Annotated in this window: 23 protein-coding genes and 1 tRNA gene; 11 read left to right on the top strand and 13 right to left on the bottom strand. The window is 42.0% G+C overall.

The features are described 5' to 3' along the window. Positions 1-277: 277 nt before the first annotated feature. The 3 genes from gcvT (at position 278) to gcvP (ending at position 5,017) form a co-directional block, all read left to right on the top strand. Entirely contained in the window at positions 278-1,417 is a 1,140-nt protein-coding gene (gcvT, locus tag QUB80_RS27770) for a glycine cleavage system aminomethyltransferase GcvT (protein WP_289792695.1), read from the top strand. 74 nt (positions 1,418-1,491) lie between these two features. Next, positions 1,492-1,878 carry a glycine cleavage system protein GcvH gene (gene gcvH / locus QUB80_RS27765; protein WP_289792694.1) on the top strand — a complete coding sequence of 129 codons (387 nt, stop codon included), beginning with the start codon at positions 1,492-1,494 and terminating at the stop codon, positions 1,876-1,878. A 232-nt stretch (positions 1,879-2,110) separates the two neighbouring features. Then, positions 2,111-5,017, top strand: a complete 2,907-nt coding sequence (gene gcvP / locus QUB80_RS27760; RefSeq protein ID WP_289792693.1) for an aminomethyl-transferring glycine dehydrogenase — start codon at positions 2,111-2,113, stop codon at positions 5,015-5,017. Positions 5,018-5,240: 223 nt separating this feature from the next. Here gcvP and QUB80_RS27755 read toward each other — a convergent pair whose 3' ends face one another. The 9 genes from QUB80_RS27755 to QUB80_RS27715 all read right to left on the bottom strand — a co-directional run bounded on the left by QUB80_RS27755 (position 5,241) and on the right by QUB80_RS27715 (position 12,438). Then, positions 5,241-6,125: a hypothetical protein gene (locus QUB80_RS27755; protein WP_289792692.1), complete on the bottom strand. Its 885-nt coding sequence runs from the start codon at positions 6,123-6,125 to the stop codon at positions 5,241-5,243. Between the two features lie 70 nt (positions 6,126-6,195). Next, positions 6,196-6,810, bottom strand: a complete 615-nt coding sequence (locus tag QUB80_RS27750) for a hypothetical protein (protein ID WP_336622358.1) — start codon at positions 6,808-6,810, stop codon at positions 6,196-6,198. Positions 6,811-6,917: 107 nt separating this feature from the next. After that, positions 6,918-7,400, bottom strand: a complete 483-nt coding sequence (locus QUB80_RS27745) for a hypothetical protein (protein ID WP_289792691.1) — start codon at positions 7,398-7,400, stop codon at positions 6,918-6,920. Between the two features lie 43 nt (positions 7,401-7,443). Continuing rightward, a complete protein-coding gene (locus QUB80_RS27740; protein ID WP_289792690.1) occupies positions 7,444-8,106 on the bottom strand; it encodes an SH3 domain-containing protein in 663 nt (220 codons plus the stop codon). A gap of 160 nt (positions 8,107-8,266) precedes the next feature. Further along, a complete protein-coding gene (locus tag QUB80_RS27735; protein WP_289792689.1) occupies positions 8,267-8,932 on the bottom strand; it encodes a hypothetical protein in 666 nt (221 codons plus the stop codon). A 49-nt stretch (positions 8,933-8,981) separates the two neighbouring features. Then, positions 8,982-9,467 (bottom strand): hypothetical protein, encoded by a 486-nt coding sequence (locus tag QUB80_RS27730; protein ID WP_289792688.1) that lies wholly within the window; start codon positions 9,465-9,467, stop codon positions 8,982-8,984. Positions 9,468-9,565: 98 nt separating this feature from the next. Next, positions 9,566-9,901 carry a BON domain-containing protein gene (locus tag QUB80_RS27725; RefSeq protein ID WP_289792687.1) on the bottom strand — a complete coding sequence of 112 codons (336 nt, stop codon included), beginning with the start codon at positions 9,899-9,901 and terminating at the stop codon, positions 9,566-9,568. Positions 9,902-10,642: 741 nt separating this feature from the next. Next, on the bottom strand, positions 10,643-11,527 hold the full coding sequence (locus tag QUB80_RS27720; protein ID WP_289792686.1) for an SDR family oxidoreductase: 885 nt from the start codon (positions 11,525-11,527) through the stop codon (positions 10,643-10,645). Between the two features lie 167 nt (positions 11,528-11,694). Continuing rightward, positions 11,695-12,438, bottom strand: coding sequence for a tetratricopeptide repeat protein (locus tag QUB80_RS27715; protein ID WP_289792685.1), 744 nt, complete (start codon positions 12,436-12,438; stop codon positions 11,695-11,697). A gap of 513 nt (positions 12,439-12,951) precedes the next feature. Between QUB80_RS27715 and QUB80_RS27710 the strand changes: the two genes are divergently transcribed. The 3 genes from QUB80_RS27710 (at position 12,952) to QUB80_RS27700 (ending at position 15,589) form a co-directional block, all read left to right on the top strand. Beyond that, positions 12,952-14,301, top strand: a complete 1,350-nt coding sequence (locus tag QUB80_RS27710) for a pentapeptide repeat-containing protein (protein WP_289792684.1) — start codon at positions 12,952-12,954, stop codon at positions 14,299-14,301. A gap of 74 nt (positions 14,302-14,375) precedes the next feature. After that, complete coding sequence (locus QUB80_RS27705) at positions 14,376-14,942, top strand: MAPEG family protein (RefSeq protein WP_289792683.1); 567 nt, start codon at positions 14,376-14,378, stop codon at positions 14,940-14,942. 149 nt (positions 14,943-15,091) lie between these two features. After that, entirely contained in the window at positions 15,092-15,589 is a 498-nt protein-coding gene (locus QUB80_RS27700) for a DoxX family protein (RefSeq protein WP_289792682.1), read from the top strand. A 38-nt stretch (positions 15,590-15,627) separates the two neighbouring features. Here QUB80_RS27700 and QUB80_RS27695 read toward each other — a convergent pair whose 3' ends face one another. The 3 genes from QUB80_RS27695 to QUB80_RS27685 all read right to left on the bottom strand — a co-directional run bounded on the left by QUB80_RS27695 (position 15,628) and on the right by QUB80_RS27685 (position 17,993). Further along, positions 15,628-16,194, bottom strand: a complete 567-nt coding sequence (locus QUB80_RS27695) for a TetR/AcrR family transcriptional regulator (RefSeq protein WP_289792681.1) — start codon at positions 16,192-16,194, stop codon at positions 15,628-15,630. After that, positions 16,191-17,042, bottom strand: coding sequence for an alpha/beta fold hydrolase (locus QUB80_RS27690; protein ID WP_289792680.1), 852 nt, complete (start codon positions 17,040-17,042; stop codon positions 16,191-16,193). The genes QUB80_RS27695 and QUB80_RS27690 overlap by 4 nt, the downstream gene beginning before the upstream one ends. 120 nt (positions 17,043-17,162) lie before the next feature. Continuing rightward, positions 17,163-17,993, bottom strand: a complete 831-nt coding sequence (locus QUB80_RS27685; protein ID WP_289792679.1) for an acyl-CoA desaturase — start codon at positions 17,991-17,993, stop codon at positions 17,163-17,165. A 181-nt stretch (positions 17,994-18,174) separates the two neighbouring features. Here QUB80_RS27685 and QUB80_RS27680 point away from each other — a divergent pair, with 181 nt between their 5' ends. The 3 genes from QUB80_RS27680 (at position 18,175) to QUB80_RS27670 (ending at position 22,359) form a co-directional block, all read left to right on the top strand. Continuing rightward, positions 18,175-19,383, top strand: a complete 1,209-nt coding sequence (locus QUB80_RS27680; RefSeq protein ID WP_289792678.1) for a TetR family transcriptional regulator — start codon at positions 18,175-18,177, stop codon at positions 19,381-19,383. Positions 19,384-19,678: 295 nt separating this feature from the next. After that, a complete protein-coding gene (locus tag QUB80_RS27675) occupies positions 19,679-21,589 on the top strand; it encodes a GTPase family protein (protein WP_289792677.1) in 1,911 nt (636 codons plus the stop codon). 446 nt (positions 21,590-22,035) lie between these two features. Next, on the top strand, positions 22,036-22,359 hold the full coding sequence (locus QUB80_RS27670; protein ID WP_289792676.1) for a hypothetical protein: 324 nt from the start codon (positions 22,036-22,038) through the stop codon (positions 22,357-22,359). A 215-nt stretch (positions 22,360-22,574) separates the two neighbouring features. Here the strand turns inward: QUB80_RS27670 and QUB80_RS27665 are convergent. Next, positions 22,575-22,647, bottom strand: a tRNA-His gene (locus QUB80_RS27665). A gap of 121 nt (positions 22,648-22,768) precedes the next feature. On the opposite strand from QUB80_RS27665, the gene QUB80_RS27660 reads away from it, so the two are divergent. Then, a complete protein-coding gene (locus QUB80_RS27660) occupies positions 22,769-23,185 on the top strand; it encodes a DUF4359 domain-containing protein (protein WP_289792675.1) in 417 nt (138 codons plus the stop codon). A gap of 463 nt (positions 23,186-23,648) precedes the next feature. Further along, positions 23,649-24,338, top strand: coding sequence for a manganese catalase family protein (locus QUB80_RS27655; protein ID WP_289792674.1), 690 nt, complete (start codon positions 23,649-23,651; stop codon positions 24,336-24,338). Positions 24,339-24,422 lie beyond the last annotated feature (84 nt).

Raw genomic sequence — 24,422 nt, 5'->3', positions numbered from 1 at the left:
CTGCTTAAGTCGGGAACCATGCACAGCATTTCCTCCTGAAGAGTCCGCTGATTGATTACAACGCGGCTAGTTAGCCAATACCCAGTCCCTATAAATTAGGAGAGCATAGAAACATGAAAGTTAATGTTTCCTTCGGCAGACATCGTAGCCCATACTAGCTCGGTATAGTTGGAGGAAATAAAATGATTTTGCGATTAAACCCCTGCCTGTTAATACGCTTCCATAGAAGCCTGCCGTAAGATACTAAAGTTGATAATCTACGACAACAAATCTACCTGTGGTTAAACAAGAAGAGAACGCCCTCCCCCTATATAAAACACCTCTATATTTCCTTGCCCAAGAACTAAAAGCACGGCTTACCAGCTTTGGTGGTTGGGAAATGCCCGTACAATTTAGCGGTATTACCAACGAACATGAGGCAGTAAGAAATGCTGCTGGAATGTTCGATATTTCCCATATGGGTAAATTTACCTTTCAAGGGAAAAACTTGATTACCAAACTTCAGTATTTAGTTCCTTCCGACTTAAGTAGATTACAACCTGGTCAAGCTCAATACACAGTCTTGTTAAATCCAGAAGGCGGTATTATTGACGACATTATTTTCTACTACCAGGGCGAAAATTCTTCTGGCGAACAACAGGGAGTGATAATTGTCAATGCTGCCACTACTAGCAAAGACAAAGCATGGTTATTACAGCATATTGATGCCAACGAATTAAATTTTCAAGACCTTTCTAAAGGAAAAATCTTAATTGCCGTCCAAGGGCCAAAAGCTGTTGAATACCTTCAGCCCTTTGTGCAATCAGATTTGAGCCAGGTTAAAGCATTTGGTCACTTAGAAGCACCTGTATTAGGCAAAACCGCTTTCCTTGCCCGTACTGGTTACACCGGAGAAGATGGATTTGAAGTTATGTTAGATCCAGAAGAGGGTGTCAAGTTATGGCGTAGTCTTGTTGATGCTGGTGTTATCCCTTGCGGATTGGGTGCCAGAGATACTCTCCGGCTAGAAGCAGCAATGGCACTTTATGGACAAGATATCGATGACACCACCACCCCCTTAGAAGCTGGTTTGGGTTGGCTAGTGCATCTTGATACCAAAGGTGATTTTATTGGGCGTCCGATATTAGAACGGCAAAAAACTGCTGGAGTACAGCGCCGACTCGTAGGCATACAGATGCAAGGGCGTAACATTGCCCGTCACGGCTACCAAGTACTTTCAGCAGGTACTGTAGTAGGAGAAGTTACTAGTGGTACACTATCTCCTACGCTCGGTTATCCGATCGCTCTAGCCTATGTTCCCACCCAGTTAGCAACTGTTGGTCAGCAGCTAGAAGTGGAAATTCGCGGTAAAACTTACCCGGCGGTAGTGGTTAAAAAACCTTTTTACCGTTCAAAAGCTCGCGTTGCAAACAGCTAATAATGTCTTTACCATTAGCCATTAGCTAAACCATTAACCATCTTGATTTTTGCCATTGTGGAAAAGGAAGCAATATGTCTTTGGAATATCCTGGAGATTTAAAGTACTTAGATACCCATGAATACGTGCGTTTAGAGGGGGAAATCGCTACAATTGGCATTACCGCCTTTGCTGTCGATCAATTAGGAGATATTGTATTTTTAGAATTGCCAGAAGTTGGTGATGCGATTACTAAAGGAGAAACTTTTGGCACCGTTGAATCAGTAAAAGCTGTTGAAGACTTAAACTCACCAATTACTGGTACTGTTATAGACCGTAATGAACCCCTGCTAGATGCTCCCGAACAAGTTGCAGACGATCCCTACGGTGAAGGATGGTTTATTAAAGTGCGGGTTAACGATCCTGGTGAAATTGATGACGCATTAACCGCAGATGAGTATAGCGCCCAAGTAGAAGGGTAGTCGGGAAGTAGTGGGAGATGGAGGAGATGGGGAAGATAGGGAGAGGGGGAGACAAGGGGACAAGGGGAGTAATTGTACAGACGCGATAAATCGCGTCTGTGCTAACCAATGACCAATGACTAACCACTCTCAAGAAAAATTTTATTAATTTTACATAAACTGAGAGTTTTGCTCCACGCCTCCAATATACTTATTGCAAAATATGAAATAGTAACGTCTGGAGAAGCTCTTTGTGGTAATATCCGCTCCTCGTCCTCAGTCAGGCGATCGCAAAACGCCGGGCGAAGACAATCAGAAGTCAAGTGATTTTCAGCAGCGACACATCGGCCCGAATGCCAATGAGATCCAGCAAATGCTTGCGGAAATGGGTTTTTCTTCCTTAGATGCCCTGATTGAAAAAACAGTACCGCAGTCGATTCGGTTATCTCGTCGATTAGATTTGCCAGCAGCACTTAGTGAGTACGCAGCACTTGCAAAGTTAAAAGAAATAGCTTTAAAAAACCGAATCTTTCGCTCGTTTATCGGTATGGGATATTACGACAGTATTACCCCACCAGTAATTGGGCGTAATATTCTAGAAAACCCTGGTTGGTATACTGCTTACACTCCCTACCAGCCAGAAATTGCCCAAGGGCGACTGGAAGCGCTATTGAATTTCCAAACAATGATTATAGACCTGACAGGTTTGGAAATTGCTAACGCTTCATTGTTGGATGAAGCTACGGCTGCGGCAGAAGCTATGAGCATGAGCTATGGTTTTTGCAAGAACAAGGCCAATACCTACTTTGTATCCCAAGACTGCCATCCCCAAACTATCGATGTCCTACAAACACGAGCCAAGCCTTTAGGGATAAATATTATAGTCGGCGATCATCAAACCTTTGATTTTTCAGAACCGATTTTTGGGGCAATTGTGCAATATCCTGCCAGTGATGGCACGATTTACGACTACCGCGCTTTTGTAGAAAAAGCCCATGCTGTGGGGGCATTGGTAACGGTAGCAGCAGATCCCTTAAGCTTGGCACTGTTGACACCTCCTGGTGAATTTGGGGCTGATATCGCCGTCGGCAGTACTCAACGCTTCGGTATTCCCTTGGGCTATGGTGGCCCTCATGCGGCTTATTTTGCTACTAAAGAAGAATACAAGCGACAAGTTCCAGGACGAATTGTAGGTATATCGAAAGATGCTCAAGGTAAACCTGCATTACGTCTAGCTTTGCAAACCCGTGAACAGCACATCCGCCGCGAAAAAGCAACTAGCAATATTTGTACGGCACAGGTGTTGCTAGCGGTGATGGCAAGTATGTATGCTGTCTATCACGGCCCCGATGGACTCAAAAGAATTGCCGAGAATATTCATACACTAACTGTAATTTTGGCAGAAGGACTGAAACTTCTGGGTTATAAGATTAGTTCCGAATATTTCTTTGATACTTTACGGGTAGAATTAGGAACACGCAGTTTAAAAGATATTCTTGCAGCTTGCGAACAAAAGAAAATTAACCTGCGAGTTTTTGATGAAACTGCTGTAGGCATTTCACTGGACGAAACTACGACAATTGCGGATGTAAAAGACCTACTAGCAATTTTTGCAGGCAAGGATGAATTACCTTTTAGTTTAGAAGAATTATCCCCCAATCCTGTCTCTGCCAATCTTTCCCGCACCAGTAGTTACCTCACCCATCCCATTTTCAATCGCTATCACTCAGAAACTGAGTTGTTACGCTACTTACACAGGCTAGAAACTAAAGACTTGTCGCTCACTACATCGATGATTCCTTTGGGTTCATGTACGATGAAGTTGAACGCGACGGCAGAGATGATACCCGTAAGTTGGGCAGAATTCGCTAAGATTCATCCCTTTGCCCCCCAGTCGCAAACCCAAGGTTATCAAATTCTGTTCCAGCAGCTTGAAGAATGGTTGGCGGAAATTACTGGCTTTGCTGGAATTTCCCTGCAACCCAATGCTGGCTCTCAAGGTGAATATGCTGGACTTTTAGTCATTCGTCGATATCACGAAAGTCGTGGTGAAAAACACCGCAATGTTTGTCTGATTCCTACATCTGCCCACGGGACAAACCCAGCTAGTGCGGTGATGTGCGGAATGAAGGTAGTAGCTGTTGCCTGCGACGACCAAGGTAATATTGACTTAAACGATTTAAAGGCGAAAGCACAAAAGCACAGTCAAGAACTCGCTGCTTTGATGGTGACTTATCCTTCAACACACGGTGTGTTTGAGGAACAAATTCAAGAAATTTGTGCTGTTGTTCATGCCCACGGCGGACAAGTTTACATGGATGGGGCGAATATGAACGCCCAAGTGGGGCTGTGCCGTCCAGGAGATATTGGCGCAGATGTCTGTCATTTGAACTTGCACAAAACTTTCTGTATCCCTCATGGTGGGGGTGGCCCTGGTATGGGGCCAATTGGCGTTGCCAAGCATCTTGTGCCTTTTGTTCCCGGCAACCCCGTTGTCAAAATGGGAGGTGAGCAAAGCATTGGAGCTGTTTCAGCCGCACCTTGGGGTAGTGCCAGCATCCTGGTAATCTCTTGGATGTACATCGCGATGATGGGTGCTACGGGTTTGACGGAAGCAACGAAAGTAGCAATTCTCAATGCTAATTACATCGCCAAGCGACTTGAGACGTACTATCCAGTTTTGTACCAAGGTAAAAATGGGTTTGTCGCCCATGAGTGCATTTTAGATTTGCGATCGCTCAAAAAATCTGCGGCTATCGAAATTGATGATGTTGCCAAGCGTCTAATGGACTACGGCTTCCACGCACCGACGGTTTCTTGGCCTGTAGCAGGTACAATTATGGTCGAACCCACTGAAAGCGAATCGAAAGAAGAATTGGATCGTTTTTGCGATGCAATGATTGCTATTCGTCAAGAAATTGCCGAGATTGAATCTGGCAAAGCAGATATCCAAAATAATGTTCTCAAGAATGCACCCCACACTGCTGAAAGTTTAATCACGGGCGAGTGGAATCATCCTTACTCCCGCGAACAAGCTGCTTACCCCGCACCTTGGACGCGCGAACACAAGTTCTGGCCTGCTGTCGGTCGCATTGATGCTGCCTTTGGCGATCGGAATTTTGTTTGTTCTTGTCTGTCAATGGACGCTTATTCGCAATAGAATCTCACCCCTAACCCCTCTCCAAACTCCTGGAGAGGGGAAAATACTGTGATTAGATGCAAATATGTTCTAGTTTTTACTTGGTGAGAAAGGCGATCGCAAGTTATTAGGACTTACGCAGTGATACACGGGAAAAAACCACAAAGAGCACAAAGTACACAAAGGTAAGGGGGTTGCATAAAAATTTGGCGTAAGTCCTGGTTATAACTGGGTTTCCTCCTGGTTAAATTTCTGCTACAGCCCGTTCAATCAAACGACGTGCTAGGGTTTGAATACCAGTATGTCTGTAGTATTTGACACTCACATCTAAAAATGCACCCAAGTAATCTAATTTGTCTTTTGAGAACTGAACAAAGTTTGAAAGGTTGTCAACTACTTTAGTTTGAGTCAATTGCTTGGAAGATACAAAGTTGTCCATCCAACTTTTAGTAGAATCGAAGCTTTCGGTAATAAATCCTAGTTGCCCAGCAGCATTCTCGCCTGGAATTAAGTCTCTGACTCCCTTAAAGGTTTGATTGTGTTCTAGATCAGACGGACTCATTCCTTTCAATACAGATAATGCTTGATCTGTAAAGCCTGCACCTAAGGGGATTAAGCCGTCAAAGGAAACCAAAGCTGTCATTCGGATTAAGGATTCACCACTATAATCTTTTAGAGCAGCCAAGAAATCACCAATGCTATCGCCTGGAATGCCGTTGATTTGGCAAAAGGCTACCAGTTCTGTCACCAATTTAACGCATAAGTCAATACTTTGCGCTCGCTCTGGTTTGGGAGTAAGGTTCTTCAGAAATCCCAAAAACGTATCTTGCCCAATTCGGTTCATCAGGGCGGCTGTACCCAGAAAACCTGAGGCAGAATCAACAGTCTCATACAGCCACAGAGCACGTTGATAACCTTGGGATTTGTCATTGAATAGGGTAACTGCACGTTCACCAATTTGTTGAATTAGTGCTTCGTCTGTTTCTCCAGTCACGACACGAATTGTATTGACAAAGCCAACTAGATTGTTCCACTGTCCGGGAACGACAAAATCCAAGGAATTCAATGCTGCTACAGTTAGTCCCCCCTTAGGTAACTCATCAACCAACTCATATATCGGTTTGCTCATATTAGACTCCGGCTCTGAAATTGTGGAAGACTCAGTAAGTCAAAAAATTCTGCTTTGAAACACTTAACATTTAGGTAGCTGGTTGAGGAGACAAAACACGTGGAAGCTTGGGTGCTGAATTAGAGTTTACGGGGATTTTCAAGGATTGAGGAACGTTTGAAGATGCAGTAGTAGACTCTAGCTTTGCTAGTCCTCTCAAGTCAAATTTCTGCAACCAAGCAACTCGATCATCTCTAGTAAAAGATGGATCGCGAGAAAGCACTTTAACTTGATAGCGATCGCTTATCAAAAGTCCTGTGGCTGTATTTCCTTGATCGATGATTGGGTAATTAGCAAGTACTTCAGTGCTGTTTTTGTATTTGGCTGCGGCGGCAGGAACACTGAGTGTATCGCTAATTGACAGCATGGCAACTGTCTTACCGTCTTTATTCACTTTGTATTCAGCAAAGCCCTTTTTCTCTTGAGCAGGAATAACATTATAAGTTCCTGTTGAGCCGGGGAAAAATTTGTTAAAGGTAGAGCCTTGTTCTGCTGTTTTCACAACAGCTGGAGGTGCGCCTCTACGAGTTGTTTCCTTTTGAATCTGGGAGTAGCGAGATGGTGGGTTGGAGGCACAAGCAGTGACAAATAAAAGCAGGCAAAAGAACGTAAGGATAAATATCCTCAGCCAGCGAGCGGAAATCATTTTTTATCCTCAAAATAGAGCAAAATATCTCGCAATCAAGAAAATAGGCAAACTATAAATTAGAAGTTTGCGTGAACTTAGACTTTACAAAAGCATCAGCAAAGTTATTAGACACTAAGTACCGCTTTGAGTTTTGTCAGAGTGGCTGCTTCTTGGGGACTTACTCTGGGGTTACCAGTACCGAACAGTCCACTCCCAGCAGCGTTAGCAACTGCATCAGCACAAGAGTAGATAAATTCTTTGAATTCGCTAATTTCCTCTGGCGTGGCTTTCCCATTCACAACTTCTACAGCAGTGTTTACAGCAGCAATTGCCTTATCCGTCACCATCCCAGATTGAATTTCTTCTGGCTTAATGTCAGGCTTTGTGACTTTGAAGGCATTACTTCTGAGCACTTCTTCAGCAAAGGCAGATTGAATAATTGAATTGTTAGGATATTTCTTGGCAGCTCCAGCAATTTCTTTAGACATCGCAGCTGCCTCGATCGCTGTTGACACAATACCCATATCAGCCATAGCAACTGCCATACCAACCATCATGGGTGCTTCAGCAATTTTACTTAATTCATTCGCAGTGTAATTTGTAGCCATTTTTCTACTCCTATTAGGTAAAAACTAATCCTAAACTGGGCATTTAGTGTGTATATTGAGCATTGGTTTCAACGTATTGCAAAGGAATCCAGCCCCCATCTGCAAGTTCCGCCCAATTGTTGTTGTAACGACCAGACAAAATGACTCGCTGACCATTGCGCAGATTACCAGTAATTCGGTAAGTAGTACCCGGCCCAGAATGAATTTCCAGGCGATCGCTCCTGATTCTGATGATTCCTTCAGAGCGACGATCTTGGTCTTTGCGAGTGTAGCGATCGTATTTATCAGAACCTCGACTTCTTGTCCACAACCACAGCAATCCCAGTCCAACTAGCGGCAAGACTAATCCTAATAACCAAGGATTAATTAATGGTTGATATTTATACGTAGTACTATTAGTATCCTCATATACACTTGTGCCACTAGCTTTGTTGTAGTTACACGTTAATTTGTATTGTTGTCCATTCTGAGTTAAATTCAGGACAACCCTCACAGTATCCGCATTTGCAGATTCAACGCTCACAACATTCTCAAGGCTAAATCCCTTAGCTCTGGCTTGCTCGACGCATGCATCTTGAGCACGAATAGCTACGTTTGCAGGAAGTTTAGATTGTGCATGAGTTGGGGAGGAGGTTAACCAAGCTATAGCTGCAATAGTGAAGGCTACGGAACTTGATACCTTGATAGAAGATTTCCAAGTTTTCATGTTTTTTACTCTAAATTTAATCAGCACGAAACGGTTGCTGGGTACAAAAGCAGAACAATAGTTATGCAAAAATTTGACAATGCAATTACTATTGCAATCTCACCTTTGCTAAAAGTTCACTGCCGCATCTAATAATCAATGCCCTAGATTACTATTCGCGTTACCAGCGCCTTTGTGAATCACCCGGATCGCCGTAGGGATCTTCGCTAGCTGGATGGATATTGCCATATTGTCCGTAATCTGCTGGATCACCGTAGGGATCTTCGCTAGCTGGACGGATGTTGCCATATTGTCCGTAATCTGCTGGATCGCCATAGGGATCTTCGCTAGCTGGACGGATGTTACCGTACTGCCCTTGGGATCTACCTCCTTCCATCAACTTCTTGACAGCCAGAGCGGCGATACCAGCCATTGCCCCCTTTAGTAGAGGATTAAAGGCATTACCACCGCTCATAGAACCAAGTAGATCTGGTTGTCGTTGGTGAAGACGACCTGTTGCCCTGGCAAGATAATTAGAATCCTGCAGTCGGTCATCTATTCCATCTTGATTTTTGTCAATAAAGTCAAGATTCTGCTGCCGCGTCTGCTCTCGAAGATACTGACCCAACTGCATCCGCTCTTGCGGTGACATACGGTTAAAAGCCTCTTGAGCAGACTCTTGATAGATATAGTCAGGTAATTGCCGGGATACTTGCCGATAGCGGTTTATAACTTCCTCATCTGAGTATCCTTCATGAGGCAAACCCTGCTCATATCGATGAATAAAATCATCGTAGTCATTCTCTGCTCCTTGGCCACCACCAAGTATGGTTTGTAAAAAATTCATTCAAACCTCCTTGAATTAAGTTGAATAAAAGATTACTGCACTTGTTCTTTTACAGCGATGAGCCTGGCTGCAAGTCAGTTAAGTCACGACCTGTAGGTCTACCGTTATAACCCTGAAAGTCACGATATTGGCGTGCTTCAGCTTCTGGTACTCGAATTCCTTCTGGAGGTGGCGTTACCCAATGTGCTCGCCCCTGGGCATCACGATAGTATACGCGCCCATTTTTCGACAGGTAGTACTTTCCTTGCGGCCCTTGGTTTTGGGAATTTTTATGCTTGTTGTACAGGTAGTAAAGTGCAGCAGCACCAGCTAAAATAGCTACTTTCTGAGTATTCGATAGTCCCTTCTTGGTTTGAGATCGTTGGACGGGGGGAGGAGGAGAAACTCTGCCACCACGTATATCCTCAACAGGAGGCGGCGGCGTAGCAGTTTGCGAGCTACCACAACCAGTAAAAAGCGAGAGCGTTAGTAATCCTGTCAATAACAGTGATACTGGAGATGACGCTCTTTTTCCTTTCGGGTATATGATGTTCATCTAAAATCTCTTCTTCGCCTTAATTACAAGAGAGCGCATTTCGGCTTGGTAGAGAAAATTGTGCCGTCATCAGCTATGCATATAAGCTAAAAAATGTTTTATCCAATTGTGACTTGGTTAGTATCAACACCTGTTGCACCATTAACTTTCTGAGCAACAGAAACCATTTGAGACAAAATTTGCTGATTAGAAACTTTCCCTTTTAAGACCACGGTACTACCTGTTTGAGCAACGTATAAAGTGTCAATATCAGTTAAAGAGGGATCTTCATCAAATGCTAAAGCAACTCGCTTTGCTAATCCACTTTGGTCATATTCTCCATTTAACCCCATACGTTCTGGAGGAATAGATTCAGTAGAAGATTGAGCTGGACTAGGATTTACTTGTGCCTTTTGAGGTTTTTCTTGTCCAAAAAGTCTTTTTAACCAACCCATAGTTGCTTGCGCTCCATAAAAAGTGAAAAAGGTTAGACTTAAAAAAATAAACTGCTATGGCAAAATGTTAGACTCATCATGATTTGACAAGCCGAAACTGTTTAGAAATGAAGCTTTATTACTTAGGAAAATCCTTCAGAATAATACAATTTAACTTTTATCCTTTTAACTACCAAAAGGAATAATTTCTATAAATAGAATAATTTAATTAATTCTTATTTGAATCAAATACTATTTAAGTTTTTAAATGATAAGTTAGAACAAAAATAATTAAAAATAAATGTGTTTAACTCAAATGAAATTGCTATATTTTAGCTATATTTTAAATATACAAATATTATAAAGTTATATATTCTTAACTTATATAAGTTTTATATAAGAAGTCTGAAATATACTTGAAACAAATTATTTAGAACTAAATACAATACTATTAGTTCAGGAGTATCTTTTATAGGAGTGGCAGCAAGAGAATAAAAAATAGACTGATTTGAAATTTTATCAAGCTATTATTAGCTAGTTAATATAACCCTTGTTACCAAGTTCAATCTAGTAATGAAAACTAAAGCCTCTAGATTGTTGAATGAGTGATACAAGATATCAGTCAAACTAAAACCGTATAAATTAATTAAGATGCGATCGCATAAAATTAACTATTTATCTTTCTTCAATATTTACTATTCTCAATAGTAATAATATATGTGATATTTATATATTTTTAATATGTATTTTTCAAAAATTAAATTATTGCTGCGATTGGCTTTTTGCTATTGCTTCTAATTCTTGCTGTAACGACAAAGGTTGATAACCTAATTCAAAAGCTTTAGAGCTATCTAAAGAAACATCACTCGGTCTTGGAGCGGCCATTTTTACATCTTTTTGATAACCAGCTTTCAGTCCAGCCAAGGGAAGCTGAAATACTTCAACTAGTAGACGTCCAAAATCATAACGAGAAATTCTTTCTTTTCCTCCTAGATGAATCAGCCCATTAACTTTTTCTAATGCTAATAATAATCCTTTTGCCGCAGTTGTACCACTGACAGGTGTACGAAATTCATCTATAAATAAATTTAATTCTTTTCCTTGTTGCAGAGTTTGTATGAATGGTTGCATAAAGCTGGTGGCGGTAGGTGTTGCTGCGCCAAACATTAAGGGCATTCGACACACAGCAGCTTTGGGATAACGTACTAACATTTCCTGTTCAGCTATAACTTTTTGCTCACCATATAAATTGACAGGAGATACGGAATCAGTTTCTTTATAGGGAGCATTTAAGCCGTCAAAAACTAAGTCAGTGGAAGTAAAAACACAAGGAATTAAATAGTCTGCACACAACCCTGCAATATTACCAGAAGCCGTGACATTAATCGCATGGGATTGTTTAGGATAACTTTGACAGTAATTTGGTTGTGATAGAGCGGCTGTATGAATTACTGCTTGTGGCTGAATTTCACTAAATATCTGTTTAAGTTCTTGAAAGTTAGTCAAGTTAACTTTCAGCATATTTACATTGGGAATTTCTATAGGATGAGAAAAATATGTTCCATAAACTTCCCAATTTTGCTTTGCTAGTTGACAAAGATGCCAACCTAAAAATCCGCTAGCTCCGGTGATTAAGAGTTTTTGCATATCATTGGTTTCAGGATTTCACGGCAAAAAACTTCCATGATCACCAGATATATTAGCGGTAAATATAGCTTGATTACACTGTATTATTTATATTTTTTGATAACCATCTTTCAAAAAAACGATAAGAATCCAGAATACTCAGAGATAATGCTGGATTTTGACTCATTTTATTCAATTAATTCTTGAAAGCGCTCCTCGCCACGGACTTTATTAAAGTCTGGATCTGTTTTTGCTAATTTTTCGTATTTGTTAGGAACTAGCTTGATTGCCTTTTGCAAGTTCTCAACTGCTAACTCCACGTTATTCTGTAAGGCATACGTGCAAGCTTTATTGTAGTATGCCAAATCTTTGTTAGGTTTAATAGCGATCGCTTTGTCATATGACGCTATTGCTTCTTGGTAGCGCTGCAATTTTGTCAGTGCAATTCCTCGGTTAATCCAAGCTTCATACTTGTCAGGCTTGAGAGCGATCGCTTTGTCGTATGAGGCGATTGCTTCTTGGTAGCGCTGCAATTTACTGAGGATATTGCCCCGGTTATACCAGGCTTCATCTCTATTAGGTTTAATGGCGATCGCTTTGTCGTATGAGGCAATTGCTTCTTGGTAGCGTTCCAGAGCTGTTAAAGCATTGCCTCGATTAATCCAAGCTTCTACAAGTTGGGGTTTAATGGCTAGCGCTTTGTCAAAAGTTAATGTAGCTTCAACGTAGCGATGAGAATTTAATAAATTATTACCTTCGTTATAAAAATATTCTGCTTCTTTTGCAGTCTGTGCTTCTGAGATGAACTGAGCTACATTGATTTCTTGTACAGCTTGCTTGTTATCTTTATCAGCTGAGTTTGCTAAACCACCGCAGCCCGAAATCAATAAAGTGATGCAGCTAGAGGCAAAAAACCAACGCCAACAGATCATGCTTTACTAAACTCACTCTCTCATGCTTACAAGTCCTAGTTTTAAGTATTGTAAAACAATATTCACTTTTTTATCAATTAGCTTAGATTAATCATTGTAATCATCTATAAATATCTTTTGCAGAATAAAAATATTCGTTGAATTATATCACATTATTCTTTTATAAAAAAAATTATAATTGTTACTTGTTAGCTTTTTTATAAGGTAATTTTGAGAAGAATATAGCAAATATACTGGCTTTATTATGTTAATAAAGTATATAACTTAAATAAAAAGAATATCCGTATTGAATAAATAATATTTAATTGAGTATTAGCTCTTTTTTGTCAAAACTGTGTATTGAATTAGCAATTTGAGGTAAAAATTAGTAGGGTGTTTCCGAGTCTGCTCGGCAAGGAGTTGATCTGTGGGTGTCTTTGCTCCTACAACTCGCTATGAAGTTATTGCTTCTAATTTGCGACAGCTAAGATAAAACAGCTGTCGATTAGAGAATGCTGGTGCCAAAATATAACCATGTCAATTGATTCCAATTCTTCCCAAGTTCCGAATCCAGAATCCGTTCCCGAACAAAACTTGCAACCAGATGACTTTGAGGAAACGCCTGTTAATGGTTTAACTCCTCATGAACTGGCTGCACAGCAAGCCTTAGCCACAATTACCTCACTGCAATCTCCACAAAACGCTGTCGCTTTACAGCAAGCACGTCCTCATGTCAAGCATCGTTTGAGTCAAGCTGTGAGCGTTAAACCTAGAGCATTGTTGCTAATCCTGGTAGCGATCGCCATTACTTTTACAGGAATTGCCATCAATAACTGGATTGTCGGCATTGTCGGAACAATAGTTGCTCTACTAATATCTTTGGCAATAATTTTGCCTTGGTGGCAAGAAGTTGTAGACGAGTGGTTTGCTCCTCAAGAGCGAGCGTTGGTAGTTGCGTTTTTGGGAATTTTAGCAGCAATCATCGGCTCTATTAGATTTACTGGCGTAGGCGATCGCTTGTTGGCAATTGGACGCGGAATTAACTGGGAAGCTTTCGGAACACTAGCAGAATGGGTTGGTGCTTTAGGACAAATTCTCATTGCCATCATTGCTGTTTATATTGCCTGGCGACAGTACGTTATTTCCAAGGACTTGACGATTCAGCAAAACTTGCTTACAGTCCAACAAAATTTAATTACCCAGCAGCAGACAATTGATTCCTATTTTCAAGGCATTTCCGACTTAGTATTGGATGAAGAGGGATTACTCGAAGATTGGCCTCAAGAAAGGCTACTGGCAGAAGGTCGTACAGCTGCAATTTTGAGTAGTGTAGATGGTAGTGGTAAAGCGAAAATACTCCGCTTTCTTTCCCGTTCCAAATTGCTTACACCTCTAAAACGCGATCGCCTACTCGGTCGAGCTATTCTTGATGGGATTGGTGGTTATTGTGAAGATCGTGTCTATGGTGTCCGTGTCATTGATTTGGGAGTAATGCTGGCAGGAGCAGAGCTTTCTGGCACCGATTTGCGGTGGACTGACTTGAGTGAAGCTAATCTTGTTCGTGCAAATCTCAGCAATTGTGACTTAGTCAAAGCCAACCTCTCGCGTACCATTTTATATGAGGCTAATTTCAGCAATGCTGACCTTAATGGTGCCATCTTATTTTATGGAAGTCCAGAAACGGCTTCACCTCGTAGTCGCAAGCACCCACCTAACTACAAAACAGGCGAACAAACCGGCGCTGTAGTCGAAGATGCAAATTTTAGTAATGTTCAGCGAATGTCAGACGCCAATCGTTATTATTGCTGCGCTTGGTGTGGCGAAAAAACCAGAGGTACAGTTCCCGGTGGTTGTGAAGGTATTCCCAACAAGTTGGGGAGATAGTTGAGATAGAGGACACTCAGACATAACAACCCCCAGAATACTCCAATCATACATTGAGTGAAAGGAGAAGGAAAATGAATACACGCAGCCAAGAGCAAGTAGATCTACAAAGAGAAGAACTCGCAATTCGGCGGGCTGCCGTCACGGCCCTATTCCTTTGCCTGCTGTGTTTTGCTGTCGGTTATTTCACTTTGCCCGTCTTTTTCGATTTCCCGACTGAGCTTGTAGATCGTCTGGCATTCGCAGTACAAGCGAGTGTATTTGTCTTGATCTGGGTGCTAGTGGGTGTAGGTATGGTCTCGTGGGGCAGGCGTCACTCAGTTGCCGATATCGGTGGTTCTGCATCAGAGCCGCCGAGTTCCCGGATCGCAATTCAAGCCGCATTTCTTCAAAACACACTTGAACAGGCAGTGCTGGCAGTTGGAGCATACCTCGCCTTGGCAAGCCTGATCGGTGGTGCTTGGCTTTCCTTGATTGTGATTGCTATTATTATCTTTGCGGTGGGTCGGGTGTTATTCCTGTTCGGCTATCGCAGGTATCCCACTGTTGCTCGCGGACGTGCTTTGGGTATGGCGCTAACAGTAATACCAACTCTGGCAGGATACGTGCTAGCGATCGCGCTCATAGCTGTGCAATCCTAACAAATTTGAGTAAACTCGTTGAGTCGGATATGTCTTAGAATGCGAACAGCGAGCGATCGCTTTTGTGAGTAGAGACGCGTGCGCAGCAGGCGTTCCCGGAGGGTAATTTCGCGTCTCTACAATGAAATGAAGCAAAAGGGAGCAGTATTATGGCTACCTTAATTGTTTTGTTAGCTACCTTTGCATTTGCGATTTTGATCAGACTTGTCTTCTTCAGGCAACAGCCTATTAACTATCGTCTCTGTGGACGAATTGCTTTAGCTGGTATGTTCCTGTTTACCGGAGTAAGTCACTTCTTACTAGACGATGGCATGGTGCAAATGCTGCCTGAATTTGTTCCTTTTCGGTATTTCATCATCTATGTGACTGGTATTATCGAATTATTTTTTGCATTCGGCTTACTGCTTCGCCAGTACTACAGATTAACAGGAATACTCGTAATTGCTTTTTTAATCTGTGTTTTTCCCTCCAATGTCTATGCAGCCTTGAATTCAGTAGATTTTGGTGGTAACGTTTACGGGCCGATTTATCTGCTGTTCCGCGTCCCCCTGCAAGTATTCTTAATTGCATGGGCTTGGATTGTAGCAGTGCGACAACCAAGGCAGACGATGGCTTCACGAAATTCAGATCGTTCTCAACATCATTGATGGTTTTACGCTTGGTAGGCGTGAGACTTCTTGCTGTTTCAGCTAAGTTCCTTGAGAACCTTTATCAAGCTTTCAATACCGAGTTCAAATGCTTCCTCTAAATTTCCACCCAATCGGAACGCTCCGATCAATTCCATATCCACAAAGCCATGAGTAAAAGCAACTACGATGCGAGCAGCACTCAGGGATTTTTCTTTGCCCACCCACTGTTCTACTGTTTTCAACAAAGGTGCAACGGCTGCTGCACTTACTCCAACATTAGGCTGCATCTCTGATGAAAGATTAGAGTACAGCAACGGATAGAGCGTCGAATGCTCGTGGGCAAATTTTCGGTAAGCGATCGCCATCGCTCGTAAATCGGCACTGGGGTTATTTCCCTGAACTGCGTTTGCCAAAGCTTCACCCAGTTCAGCTAGTAGGTGTTCTAAAACGGCACGCACGAGCTGCGATTTGTTTTCCACGTGCTTGTATAGCGAGGGCGCACGAATTTCCAAAGCATTTGCCAGCGTTTGCATTGACAGGTTTTCTAATCCTTGAGTTTCGAGCAAATACTGTGCTGTGCGGATGATTTCTGAATAGGATGTTTTAGCACGAGCTGGACTCATGATGAACCTGTCAGAGAAGATGAATGCAATCGCAGGGTTTTATGGGCAAACTGAAGTAAACGGGGCAAAATGCGCTCTGGTTGTTCTCTATGGGGATAGTGTCCCAAGCCTTCAAGTAGATGAACTTCAGCCTGCGGGATTGTAGATGTTAACCAATCTACCTCGGATTGTGGATCTTCATAATCGGGATCTGCCATACCAATAAAGTCGAGAACTGGTACACGGATTGTTTTGAGATGAGCAGAATCGCGCCCAGTCAACAGCATGGATTTGAAGGCAGCAAAGCGCCCTGGTTCGCGTAGCTTTGCTTTTAAAGCAGCAATGTAAGTATCTAAATCATCAGGCGGAAAGCTGGGATAAAGTGAGCGATAATATATGCCCCATACTTCGACACCCCAAGGTTTTGCAAACATCCCTGACAAAATCCAGGGCATAAAGATTGCTTTTAAACCGGTAAACGGTACACGACGGATTGGGCAGATTCCCACTACCCCTGCCACTCGCTCTGGATGTTGAGCGGCAAAATATGCAGTACTGGCACCGGAAATGGAGCAACCAATCAAAAATGCTTTCTCTGCTTTTTCAGCATCAAGCAACCGTTCGATGTCACTCGCCAGTGCTACGACATCAAATGATTGCCACCCCACTGAAGTATCGCCATGTCCGCGTAGATCTGCAACCATCACTCGAAAGCCTGCTTTTACTAATTGAGGTGCGAGGCGATCGTACTCTTGACGCAAGTCCCCTACTCCTGGCAAGCAGAGAATCAGCGCTCCATCACCCGCTATTTCGTAAGCCAGTGTTTCGGTGTTGACTCGAATTGTTTTAAGTTCAAAATTCGGAATCATTGAGGACTACCTCCTTTAGCTAATAACATTAGCCTTCAAGGTTAATGTTATTAGCCTTGAATCTACTTGTCCCTGATTGCAATATTTCTTAACTTTTTAGGAAGTATTGGTTAATTGCCCTCAACCACCAACATTTACTTTCTTCGCTAACCCCATAGCCTGTAAGATTTTAATTGCCCACCAAGTCATATCCACTTCCCACCAACTTAATCCGGCTTTGGCTACATTTGGGTGAGCATGGTGGTTGTTGTGCCAACCTTCTCCGTAAGTTAGAAGTGCTGCCCACCAAAGATTGCGAGAATTGTCTTTCACGTTAAAACGACGATCGCCGCGCAGGTGAGTCGCAGAGTTAATTAGCCAAGTAGTATGCCAAAGCAATACTGCCCTAAGGAAGACACCATAGATCACAAAAGACCATCCGCCCAAAGCATACAGTAGGATAGCAACAGGGATTTGCAGCAGCAAGAAGTAGCGATTTAGCCAGCGATAGAACGGTTCACGCTCTAAATCAGGAGCAAATTTTTTGTAAATTTCGTAGTCAAAAAACTCTGGTTGTGGGTAAAAAATCCACAGCATATGACTCCACCAAAAACCACGCTGGGAAGAGTAGGGATCTTTGTCTTTGTCTTCTGTATAAACATGATGCATCCGATGTCCTGCTACCCAAAAAATTGGCCCTCCTTGCATAGCAAGAGCACCTAAGGTAGCGATCGCATATTCTAACCATTTCGGCACCTGTAAACTTCGGTGAGTTAGAAGTCGGTGATACCCTAAACAAATCCCAATACTGCCAAATAACCAGTGCAGAAATATAGTAACTCCTAATGCAGACCAAGAAAAACACCAGGGAGAAAGCATTGCTAAGGCGTGAAATGTACCAAAAAATGCCACATTCGTCCAGCTTAAAGCTAGCGGTTGCTTATCAACAGCCGCAGTTGAGTGCATATTCATAAATTTTCCTTTAACGCGAGTACTGTAAATAAACCAGTGCAAAGACTGTACTGGTTACCACATCCTCTATATAAATTGACAAAGACAGCTAAAGTAGGAATAAAGGATGCAAGTGCTACTTACATTCTTGAGCTTAACAAAGAAAAATTTGATTTGCAAGTGTTACTTGCATTTTTAACTTATGTCTGGTCAAATAATTTCAACTCGACAGCGACTGATTAATGCAGCGATGTCGTTATTTGCTGCACAAGGAATCACCGAGACGACAACAAAAGCAGTTGCAGAATCAGCACAAGTTAATGAAGTGACGTTATTCCGACATTTTGGCAACAAGTACGGATTGCTTTTGGCAGTAATTTCCGAATCGCCAGTGTTTCAAGAATTGGGTGAATCGTTAAAAATGCAAGCAAGTCAAACTACCAGTGCCTACCAAGCTCTGAAAGATTATTGCGATCACCGTTTACAGGCTTTAGAAACAGTTCCAGATCTGGTGCGTTCTTTAGTCGGTGAGGCAGGAAAGTATCCAGTAGAAAATCGTCAAGCACTAGGACGAAGTTTGAATCAAGCCAATCATTCTGTTGCTGAATATTTGGCAACAGTCATGGAGCATGAGCAATTACACACCCATTTACCAGTCGAGAAGTTAGCAAGTTTACTCAATAGTCTGTTATTGGGGTATGCCGTGATTCAGTTTACTAGTGAATTCCACGAACTTTGGCATGACAGAGATGAGTTTTTAGAAAGCTTGGTAGCGTTGTTTTTAGACAGTGCTACAAACTCTACAGGAGCAGGAAAATATGAGTCTATTGCTACACAGAAGGTGATAGATTTACCAGCAAATGTAGTCCATTTGATTTTGCAACGAGCTAAGAAATCAGGATTGCGAGATTATGCCCTGATGTATGTTTTGTTTGGAGCAGGTTTATCAACTACAGAAATTGTTAATTTAGAGCGATCGCACCAAATCATCGATACTAATCAGCACCTATTGCAAATTACTCAAGGCTCGATTCGACAAGTTCCTATTAATCAGTGGATTTTGGGTAAGCGATATGGCTCCCATACTCGCAATCCATTAAATCAATGGCTAAAAAGTCGTAAAGATAAACATTCGGCATTATTTCTCAACGATAGTGGAATGCCAATATCAAAAGCAGAAATAGAGGAGCGCTGGCAGATATTAGCAGAGGGATTATTGACACCAGAAGGACAACAGCCTGCCATTGAGCAAGCTCAACAGACGTGGTGTACAGAAATGTTGATGAAGGGAATGAATTTAGAAGATATGAGTATTATTACTGGCTGGAATTTGACTAAATTACAACCCTACGCTCGTAGAGCTAAAGAAAAATTAGCTCTAGAGCAAGCTATTCGTCTGGATCGTAATTGAAGTTGTTTTCTGTGGGCGATCGCTTAAAAGGGAAGGGGATAGGGGATAGGGAACAGAGAAATGAATATTTTCCTGCTACAAATGAAACAAATAAGTCAAATCCTCTTTCCTTCTGCCTACCTACGGTAGGCGCGAAGCGACTTCTGAAAGTAGCCGCTTGCGCGTCTACTGCCCTCTGCCTCCTGCCTTATTTCTTCAGAGCGTGCCAATATCTGTAGCGGGTTGTATGAGCCTTGCTGCTTTGTTTTGCTACCATCGTAGCTCAATAGGATGATAATCAAGGCAGGTATGGGGAATGGTGCGCTTAAAGCTTTGGCAATGGATCGTATTGGCAATTCCGATCACTTTTATCATCGGTTTCTTGCTAGTGTCGGCAGGATTACAGATCCACGAATGGGGTATTAACTGGATCTGGGGCGTGTTCACCCTTGTATTCGTGGGTTGGCGTTGGCTGCTAGTAAAATGGACTCGACCGCAGTTCGAGCAGTTTGAAACTGTAGTGGCAGAAGTCAGCAAAGAACTGGAATCTGTTACAGACGAGACAATGCCTAATGTGGGAACTGATGCGACTAAACAAGCAGAAGTCGCACTCCAAGGAATTCTGAGCGCCGCACAAAGCGATCCTCCAATTTGGGAAGACTGGCAAACTTTTTGGCAGCGTTGTCAGGATCTCGTTGTCGCCATTGCCAACATTTATCATCCGGAAGTGAAGTATCCGCTTTTGAACATTTACGTTCCTCAAGCTTACGGGTTGATTCGGGGAACAGTAGACGATCTAGATCAGTGGGTGCAAAAATTATCTCCTGCTCTCAATCAGGTGACGGTTGGGCAAGCATATCAAGCATACGAAGTTTATCAGAGCTTAGAACCATCTGCTCGCAAGCTTTGGCGAGCTTGGAGTTGGGCGCAATGGCTTTTTAATCCTGTGGCGGCGGTGGCAAGCAAAGCTAGTCAGCGTTCTAGTAACCAAGCCAATCAGCAACTACTGGTGAACTTGAGTCAAATGCTTCGAGAAGCAACTCTGCGAAACTTATGCAGGCAAGTAATGATTCTCTATGGAGGTAACACATTACCAGGTTTAGTTTCCTCCCCTCCTGCACCAACGATTCCCAAAGCCAAAACTCAAACTCTGCGAGAAATTTTGGCACAAGCCGAATCCACCGAAGTAGTTGAACAAAAACCCATTAATATCCTGTTAACAGGAAGAACTGGAGCAGGAAAAAGCAGTCTAATTAACACGCTGTTTCAAGCAGAAAAAGCCGCGGTAGATATTTTGCCCAGCACCGATCGCATTCAAAATTATCATTGGCAAACTGGAAGCGGTGAAGAACTGACGCTCTGGGATACGCCTGGTTACGAACAAGCCAACCGCGCTGATTTGAGAGAACTTGTGCTTGACTATGCTAAAACCGCAGATTTACTGCTGTTGGTGACTCCTGCTCTCGATCCGGCTCTACAAATGGATGTGGACTTTCTCCAAGATATGAAGGCAGAAGTAGCAGACTTGCCAGCGATCGCGGTGGTAACTCAAGTGGATCGTCTTCGTCCGATTCGGGAATGGAATCCTCCTTATGATTGGGAATGGGGCGAGCTTCCTAAGGAAATTGCAATTCGCCAAGCAACTGAGTATCGCGCTCAACTGCTAGATGACTTCTGCGATTTAGTTTTGCCTGTCGTCACTGCTGATGTGAAAACAAATCGAACTGCTTGGGGAGTGGATGTTCTATCTTTGGCATTAGTGGAGGCGATCGCACCTACCAAGCAACTAAGGCTGGCTCGGTTTTTGCGTAATCTGGAAGCTCGTACTGTTGCTGCTGCCAAAATCATCGATCGCTACACCTTTCAGATGACAACAACCCAAGGATTAACTGCATTTCTCAAAAGTCCTGTTCTCCAGTTTATTTCTACACTGGCAACCGGATCTCCAACTTTGGCTTATCTATTGGCAGAACAAATTCCTGTGGAACAGCTACCCATCGTCATAGGTAAATTGCAAATGGCTTATGACCTTTTTTCGCTGTTAAATACGAGCGACAATCCTCTGAACTTTGACTTGCTCTCTCTTTGGCCATTACTATTAGATAATTCTACCTCAGCTGAGCGTAATGCATGGGCATTTGGTCATTCTTTAGTCGAGTACTGGACTCAGAATCTGACAGTTGAACAACTCCAGGAAAGATTTGAGTATTATTTGCAGCAAAGTTGAATTAGTCATTAGTCATTTATTCATTCAATAACTGAGGACTAAAGTCCTCACTACGAGCAAACATTTTTATTCAGTTTGATTAACCGGACATGATATCATACGTGAATTTTGCATTTTGATTTTTCAATTGGTATAGTATCTAGCTTCGTTATTATCCCGTCAGAAAATTAATTCTCTGGCTAATGGCTCAAGTCTACTGAAGGTAGACTCAAAAAAATTTCAGTCCTAGAAGTGGACTTTGGCTATTAGCCCAGTAGACGCCCTTTGGGCGGCTAATTGCGCTTATCCACTACGTGTCTACCCGTAGGATACTTCAATTCTGGGTGCGATGATGAGAGTACGATACTATGAAAATCCAGGGGATGAGCTTAAGATTTTTTCTACTCCCTGCTTACTTTTGTTGGGTTTGTAACAATAGAAATAGAACAAATGTTTTAGGTAGGGTAATGAAATCTTTTACTTCATTAGTTCTGACAACTGTCTTTGCTGCGATCACAAGTGTAACTTTTGCTCAAAGTGCTAAAGCTCAGTCTATTCGTCCTGGCGCTCAATATTCTGGAGGTTATAAAGACTACCGAACTTATCATCCTCGTAATAGTTACTCTAGCTATCCACTTAATCGTTTGAATGATAGGTGTTGGCGTTGTTTTAACCGCCCTGCCAATATTTTTTCAACCAATGGGCAAAACAATCGACTTAATCACGGAAAAGGCTATTCAGTCTATGATAATATCCGCTATCGTCCTCCTCAACACGATCGCAGTTATTAGATAGCTCAATTGAGACTTTACTGGAGCAGATTTGTGAAATTACGAGTCTTTAGGCATAAGGCGATCGCTTTTTTCAAAGAAATACTGCTATTTACCGTACAACAATGATTTTATGTGTATGCAAAGCTAGTAGTAATTATATGAATAACACTGCTACCAACTAAAAATGTACATCTGTGTAGCAGATGAGGGTGTGATATCAAATTTAAAATCAGGGCGAACGATGGGACTCGAACCCACGAGTGGAGGAACCACAATCCTCTGCCTTAACCACTTGGCTACGCTCGCCATTTTTCTATTGCGTTTCTTATGATAGCACTTTTGCAGCAAAATGGTCTAGTGTTTTTCACTAAGGAACGTACTTAGGTAATCTGAAGTCTAAAGACCACAGTAAATCACTATCTAGAAAATGAAAGTCTCAAATATTATGGCATATGTGGGAGTGATAGGACTAATTGTCCTGGGTGTCGTAATGACGCAGACAAATCCCACTCAAGTTGAATATGAGGAGTATGCCGAGCAACGATTAACAAATTATTTAAAGACTAATGTTTGCAAAAAAACTCCAAAAATATTAGAAAATTTAATCCGATTTAATTGTAAGAAAGTAGTAGATTCAGCTAGACCACAAATACGAGAACTAATTGCAGAAAATACCGCTCGTCAAGATTTTGTAATTTTTAGTATTTATCGTACAGACTTAAGTCTAAATTCTGTGACACCTGGAGTTAATCTAGATTCTCTATTGCCTTCTACACCTGGTTATCAATTTGAGACGTTAGGAGCTTTTGATCAGTTTTATACTTACAAAGCTGAACAGCTTTAGACTCAACATCAGATACTTAGACTCTGAAACAGAGAATTTAGTCTCTGGCGGAAAATGGGGTAGGTACAAGTATCAGAGATAATACCAACGGCTGATTAGCTACTGTATTAATATTAGCTGCTTACATCCGTAAAGCCATGAAGAAACCAGCATTGACAGTAGTTTTGGTGAATTAATGATTATTCAAAGTCCCTAATTGCCTCCTTCAGCCTCTGGCAGCAGGAGGTTTTGAGGTGTGGTAGCGGTATAAGATCTTAATTTTAATTAGAATCTGCGAAAACAAAAATAGAGCTTTAGTTAGAAATTATCAAACACTAAGTCTTTCTTTTGGGGAAGGTTAATATTTAGTCGGATGTCTAGAATTTTTAATGGAGTTAGCTTTTAAATTCTTGCGAGTAATTATTTAAATTTAATTATTTGCATGAAGATAAAATTTACTACTTAATAGAGAGGAAACCGACTGATGTTCTTTCATAAAAAAGAACCAATTCATGTTGTTAACGTTAAAGAAGCAAATCCACGTTTTGCTCAACTACTTTTAGAGCAATTTGGTGGTGCTACAGGTGAACTAACAGCAGCTTTGCAATACTGGACTCAGTCCTTCCACTGCGAAAATCCCGGTATTCGGGATATGTTACAAGATATTGCCATAGAAGAGTTTGGTCATTTAGAAATGGTGGGTAAGCTGATTGAAGCACACACCAAAAATGTTGATCAAACTGATGCTTATAAGAGCACTTTATTTGCAGTGCGCGGTATGGGGCCACACCTATTAGATAGTCAAGGTAATGCTTGGTCTGCTAATTACGTGAATGAGGGTGGTGATGTAGTGCGCGATTTGCGAGCTAATATTGGTGCTGAGGCAGGTGCGCGTCAAACTTACGAAGAATTAATTAAGTTAGCGCCTGATGAAGGTACTAAAAATACTCTCGTTCATTTATTGACACGAGAAATATCCCACACCCAGATGTTTATGAAGGCGCTGGATTCTTTAGGTAAACTAACCGATCCTTTCTTCGGTAACATCCAACCTGATAGCACTGTAGATATTTACTATAACCTGTCTACAAATGGTAAGGACGAACGAGGCCCTTGGAATTCTGAACCAACTTTCCGTTATATTGCCGATCCTATGGCGGAAAAACAGTCCTAATTAATGTATGATACAGCTCCCCGACTTCTCACAAAAGTCGGGGAGCTTGTTTGGATTTGCTAATATATTCCCAGTAAAAATTTA

Origin of the sequence: Chlorogloeopsis sp. ULAP01 (assembly GCF_030381805.1) — a bacterium.
Classification (GTDB): domain Bacteria; phylum Cyanobacteriota; class Cyanobacteriia; order Cyanobacteriales; family Nostocaceae; genus Chlorogloeopsis.
This window is presented reverse-complemented; position numbering and strand designations above follow the sequence as displayed.

Excerpts from the sequence above, each read along its gene's own strand:
- gcvH (WP_289792694.1), top strand. The coding sequence starts at position 1,492 with ATGTCTTTGGAATATCCTGGAGATTTAAAGTACTTAGATACCCATGAA.
- QUB80_RS27755 (WP_289792692.1), bottom strand. The coding sequence starts at position 6,125 with ATGAGCAAACCGATATATGAGTTGGTTGATGAGTTACCTAAGGGGGGA.
- QUB80_RS27750 (WP_336622358.1), bottom strand. The coding sequence starts at position 6,810 with ATGATTTCCGCTCGCTGGCTGAGGATATTTATCCTTACGTTCTTTTGC.
- QUB80_RS27745 (WP_289792691.1), bottom strand. The coding sequence starts at position 7,400 with ATGGCTACAAATTACACTGCGAATGAATTAAGTAAAATTGCTGAAGCA.
- QUB80_RS27740 (WP_289792690.1), bottom strand. The coding sequence starts at position 8,106 with ATGAAAACTTGGAAATCTTCTATCAAGGTATCAAGTTCCGTAGCCTTC.
- QUB80_RS27735 (WP_289792689.1), bottom strand. The coding sequence starts at position 8,932 with ATGAATTTTTTACAAACCATACTTGGTGGTGGCCAAGGAGCAGAGAAT.
- QUB80_RS27730 (WP_289792688.1), bottom strand. The coding sequence starts at position 9,467 with ATGAACATCATATACCCGAAAGGAAAAAGAGCGTCATCTCCAGTATCA.
- QUB80_RS27725 (WP_289792687.1), bottom strand. The coding sequence starts at position 9,901 with ATGGGTTGGTTAAAAAGACTTTTTGGACAAGAAAAACCTCAAAAGGCA.
- QUB80_RS27720 (WP_289792686.1), bottom strand. The coding sequence starts at position 11,527 with ATGCAAAAACTCTTAATCACCGGAGCTAGCGGATTTTTAGGTTGGCAT.
- QUB80_RS27715 (WP_289792685.1), bottom strand. The coding sequence starts at position 12,438 with ATGATCTGTTGGCGTTGGTTTTTTGCCTCTAGCTGCATCACTTTATTG.
- QUB80_RS27710 (WP_289792684.1), top strand. The coding sequence starts at position 12,952 with ATGTCAATTGATTCCAATTCTTCCCAAGTTCCGAATCCAGAATCCGTT.
- QUB80_RS27705 (WP_289792683.1), top strand. The coding sequence starts at position 14,376 with ATGAATACACGCAGCCAAGAGCAAGTAGATCTACAAAGAGAAGAACTC.
- QUB80_RS27700 (WP_289792682.1), top strand. The coding sequence starts at position 15,092 with ATGGCTACCTTAATTGTTTTGTTAGCTACCTTTGCATTTGCGATTTTG.
- QUB80_RS27695 (WP_289792681.1), bottom strand. The coding sequence starts at position 16,194 with ATGAGTCCAGCTCGTGCTAAAACATCCTATTCAGAAATCATCCGCACA.
- QUB80_RS27690 (WP_289792680.1), bottom strand. The coding sequence starts at position 17,042 with ATGATTCCGAATTTTGAACTTAAAACAATTCGAGTCAACACCGAAACA.
- QUB80_RS27685 (WP_289792679.1), bottom strand. The coding sequence starts at position 17,993 with ATGAATATGCACTCAACTGCGGCTGTTGATAAGCAACCGCTAGCTTTA.
- QUB80_RS27680 (WP_289792678.1), top strand. The coding sequence starts at position 18,175 with ATGTCTGGTCAAATAATTTCAACTCGACAGCGACTGATTAATGCAGCG.
- QUB80_RS27675 (WP_289792677.1), top strand. The coding sequence starts at position 19,679 with ATGGTGCGCTTAAAGCTTTGGCAATGGATCGTATTGGCAATTCCGATC.
- QUB80_RS27670 (WP_289792676.1), top strand. The coding sequence starts at position 22,036 with ATGAAATCTTTTACTTCATTAGTTCTGACAACTGTCTTTGCTGCGATC.
- QUB80_RS27660 (WP_289792675.1), top strand. The coding sequence starts at position 22,769 with ATGAAAGTCTCAAATATTATGGCATATGTGGGAGTGATAGGACTAATT.
- QUB80_RS27655 (WP_289792674.1), top strand. The coding sequence starts at position 23,649 with ATGTTCTTTCATAAAAAAGAACCAATTCATGTTGTTAACGTTAAAGAA.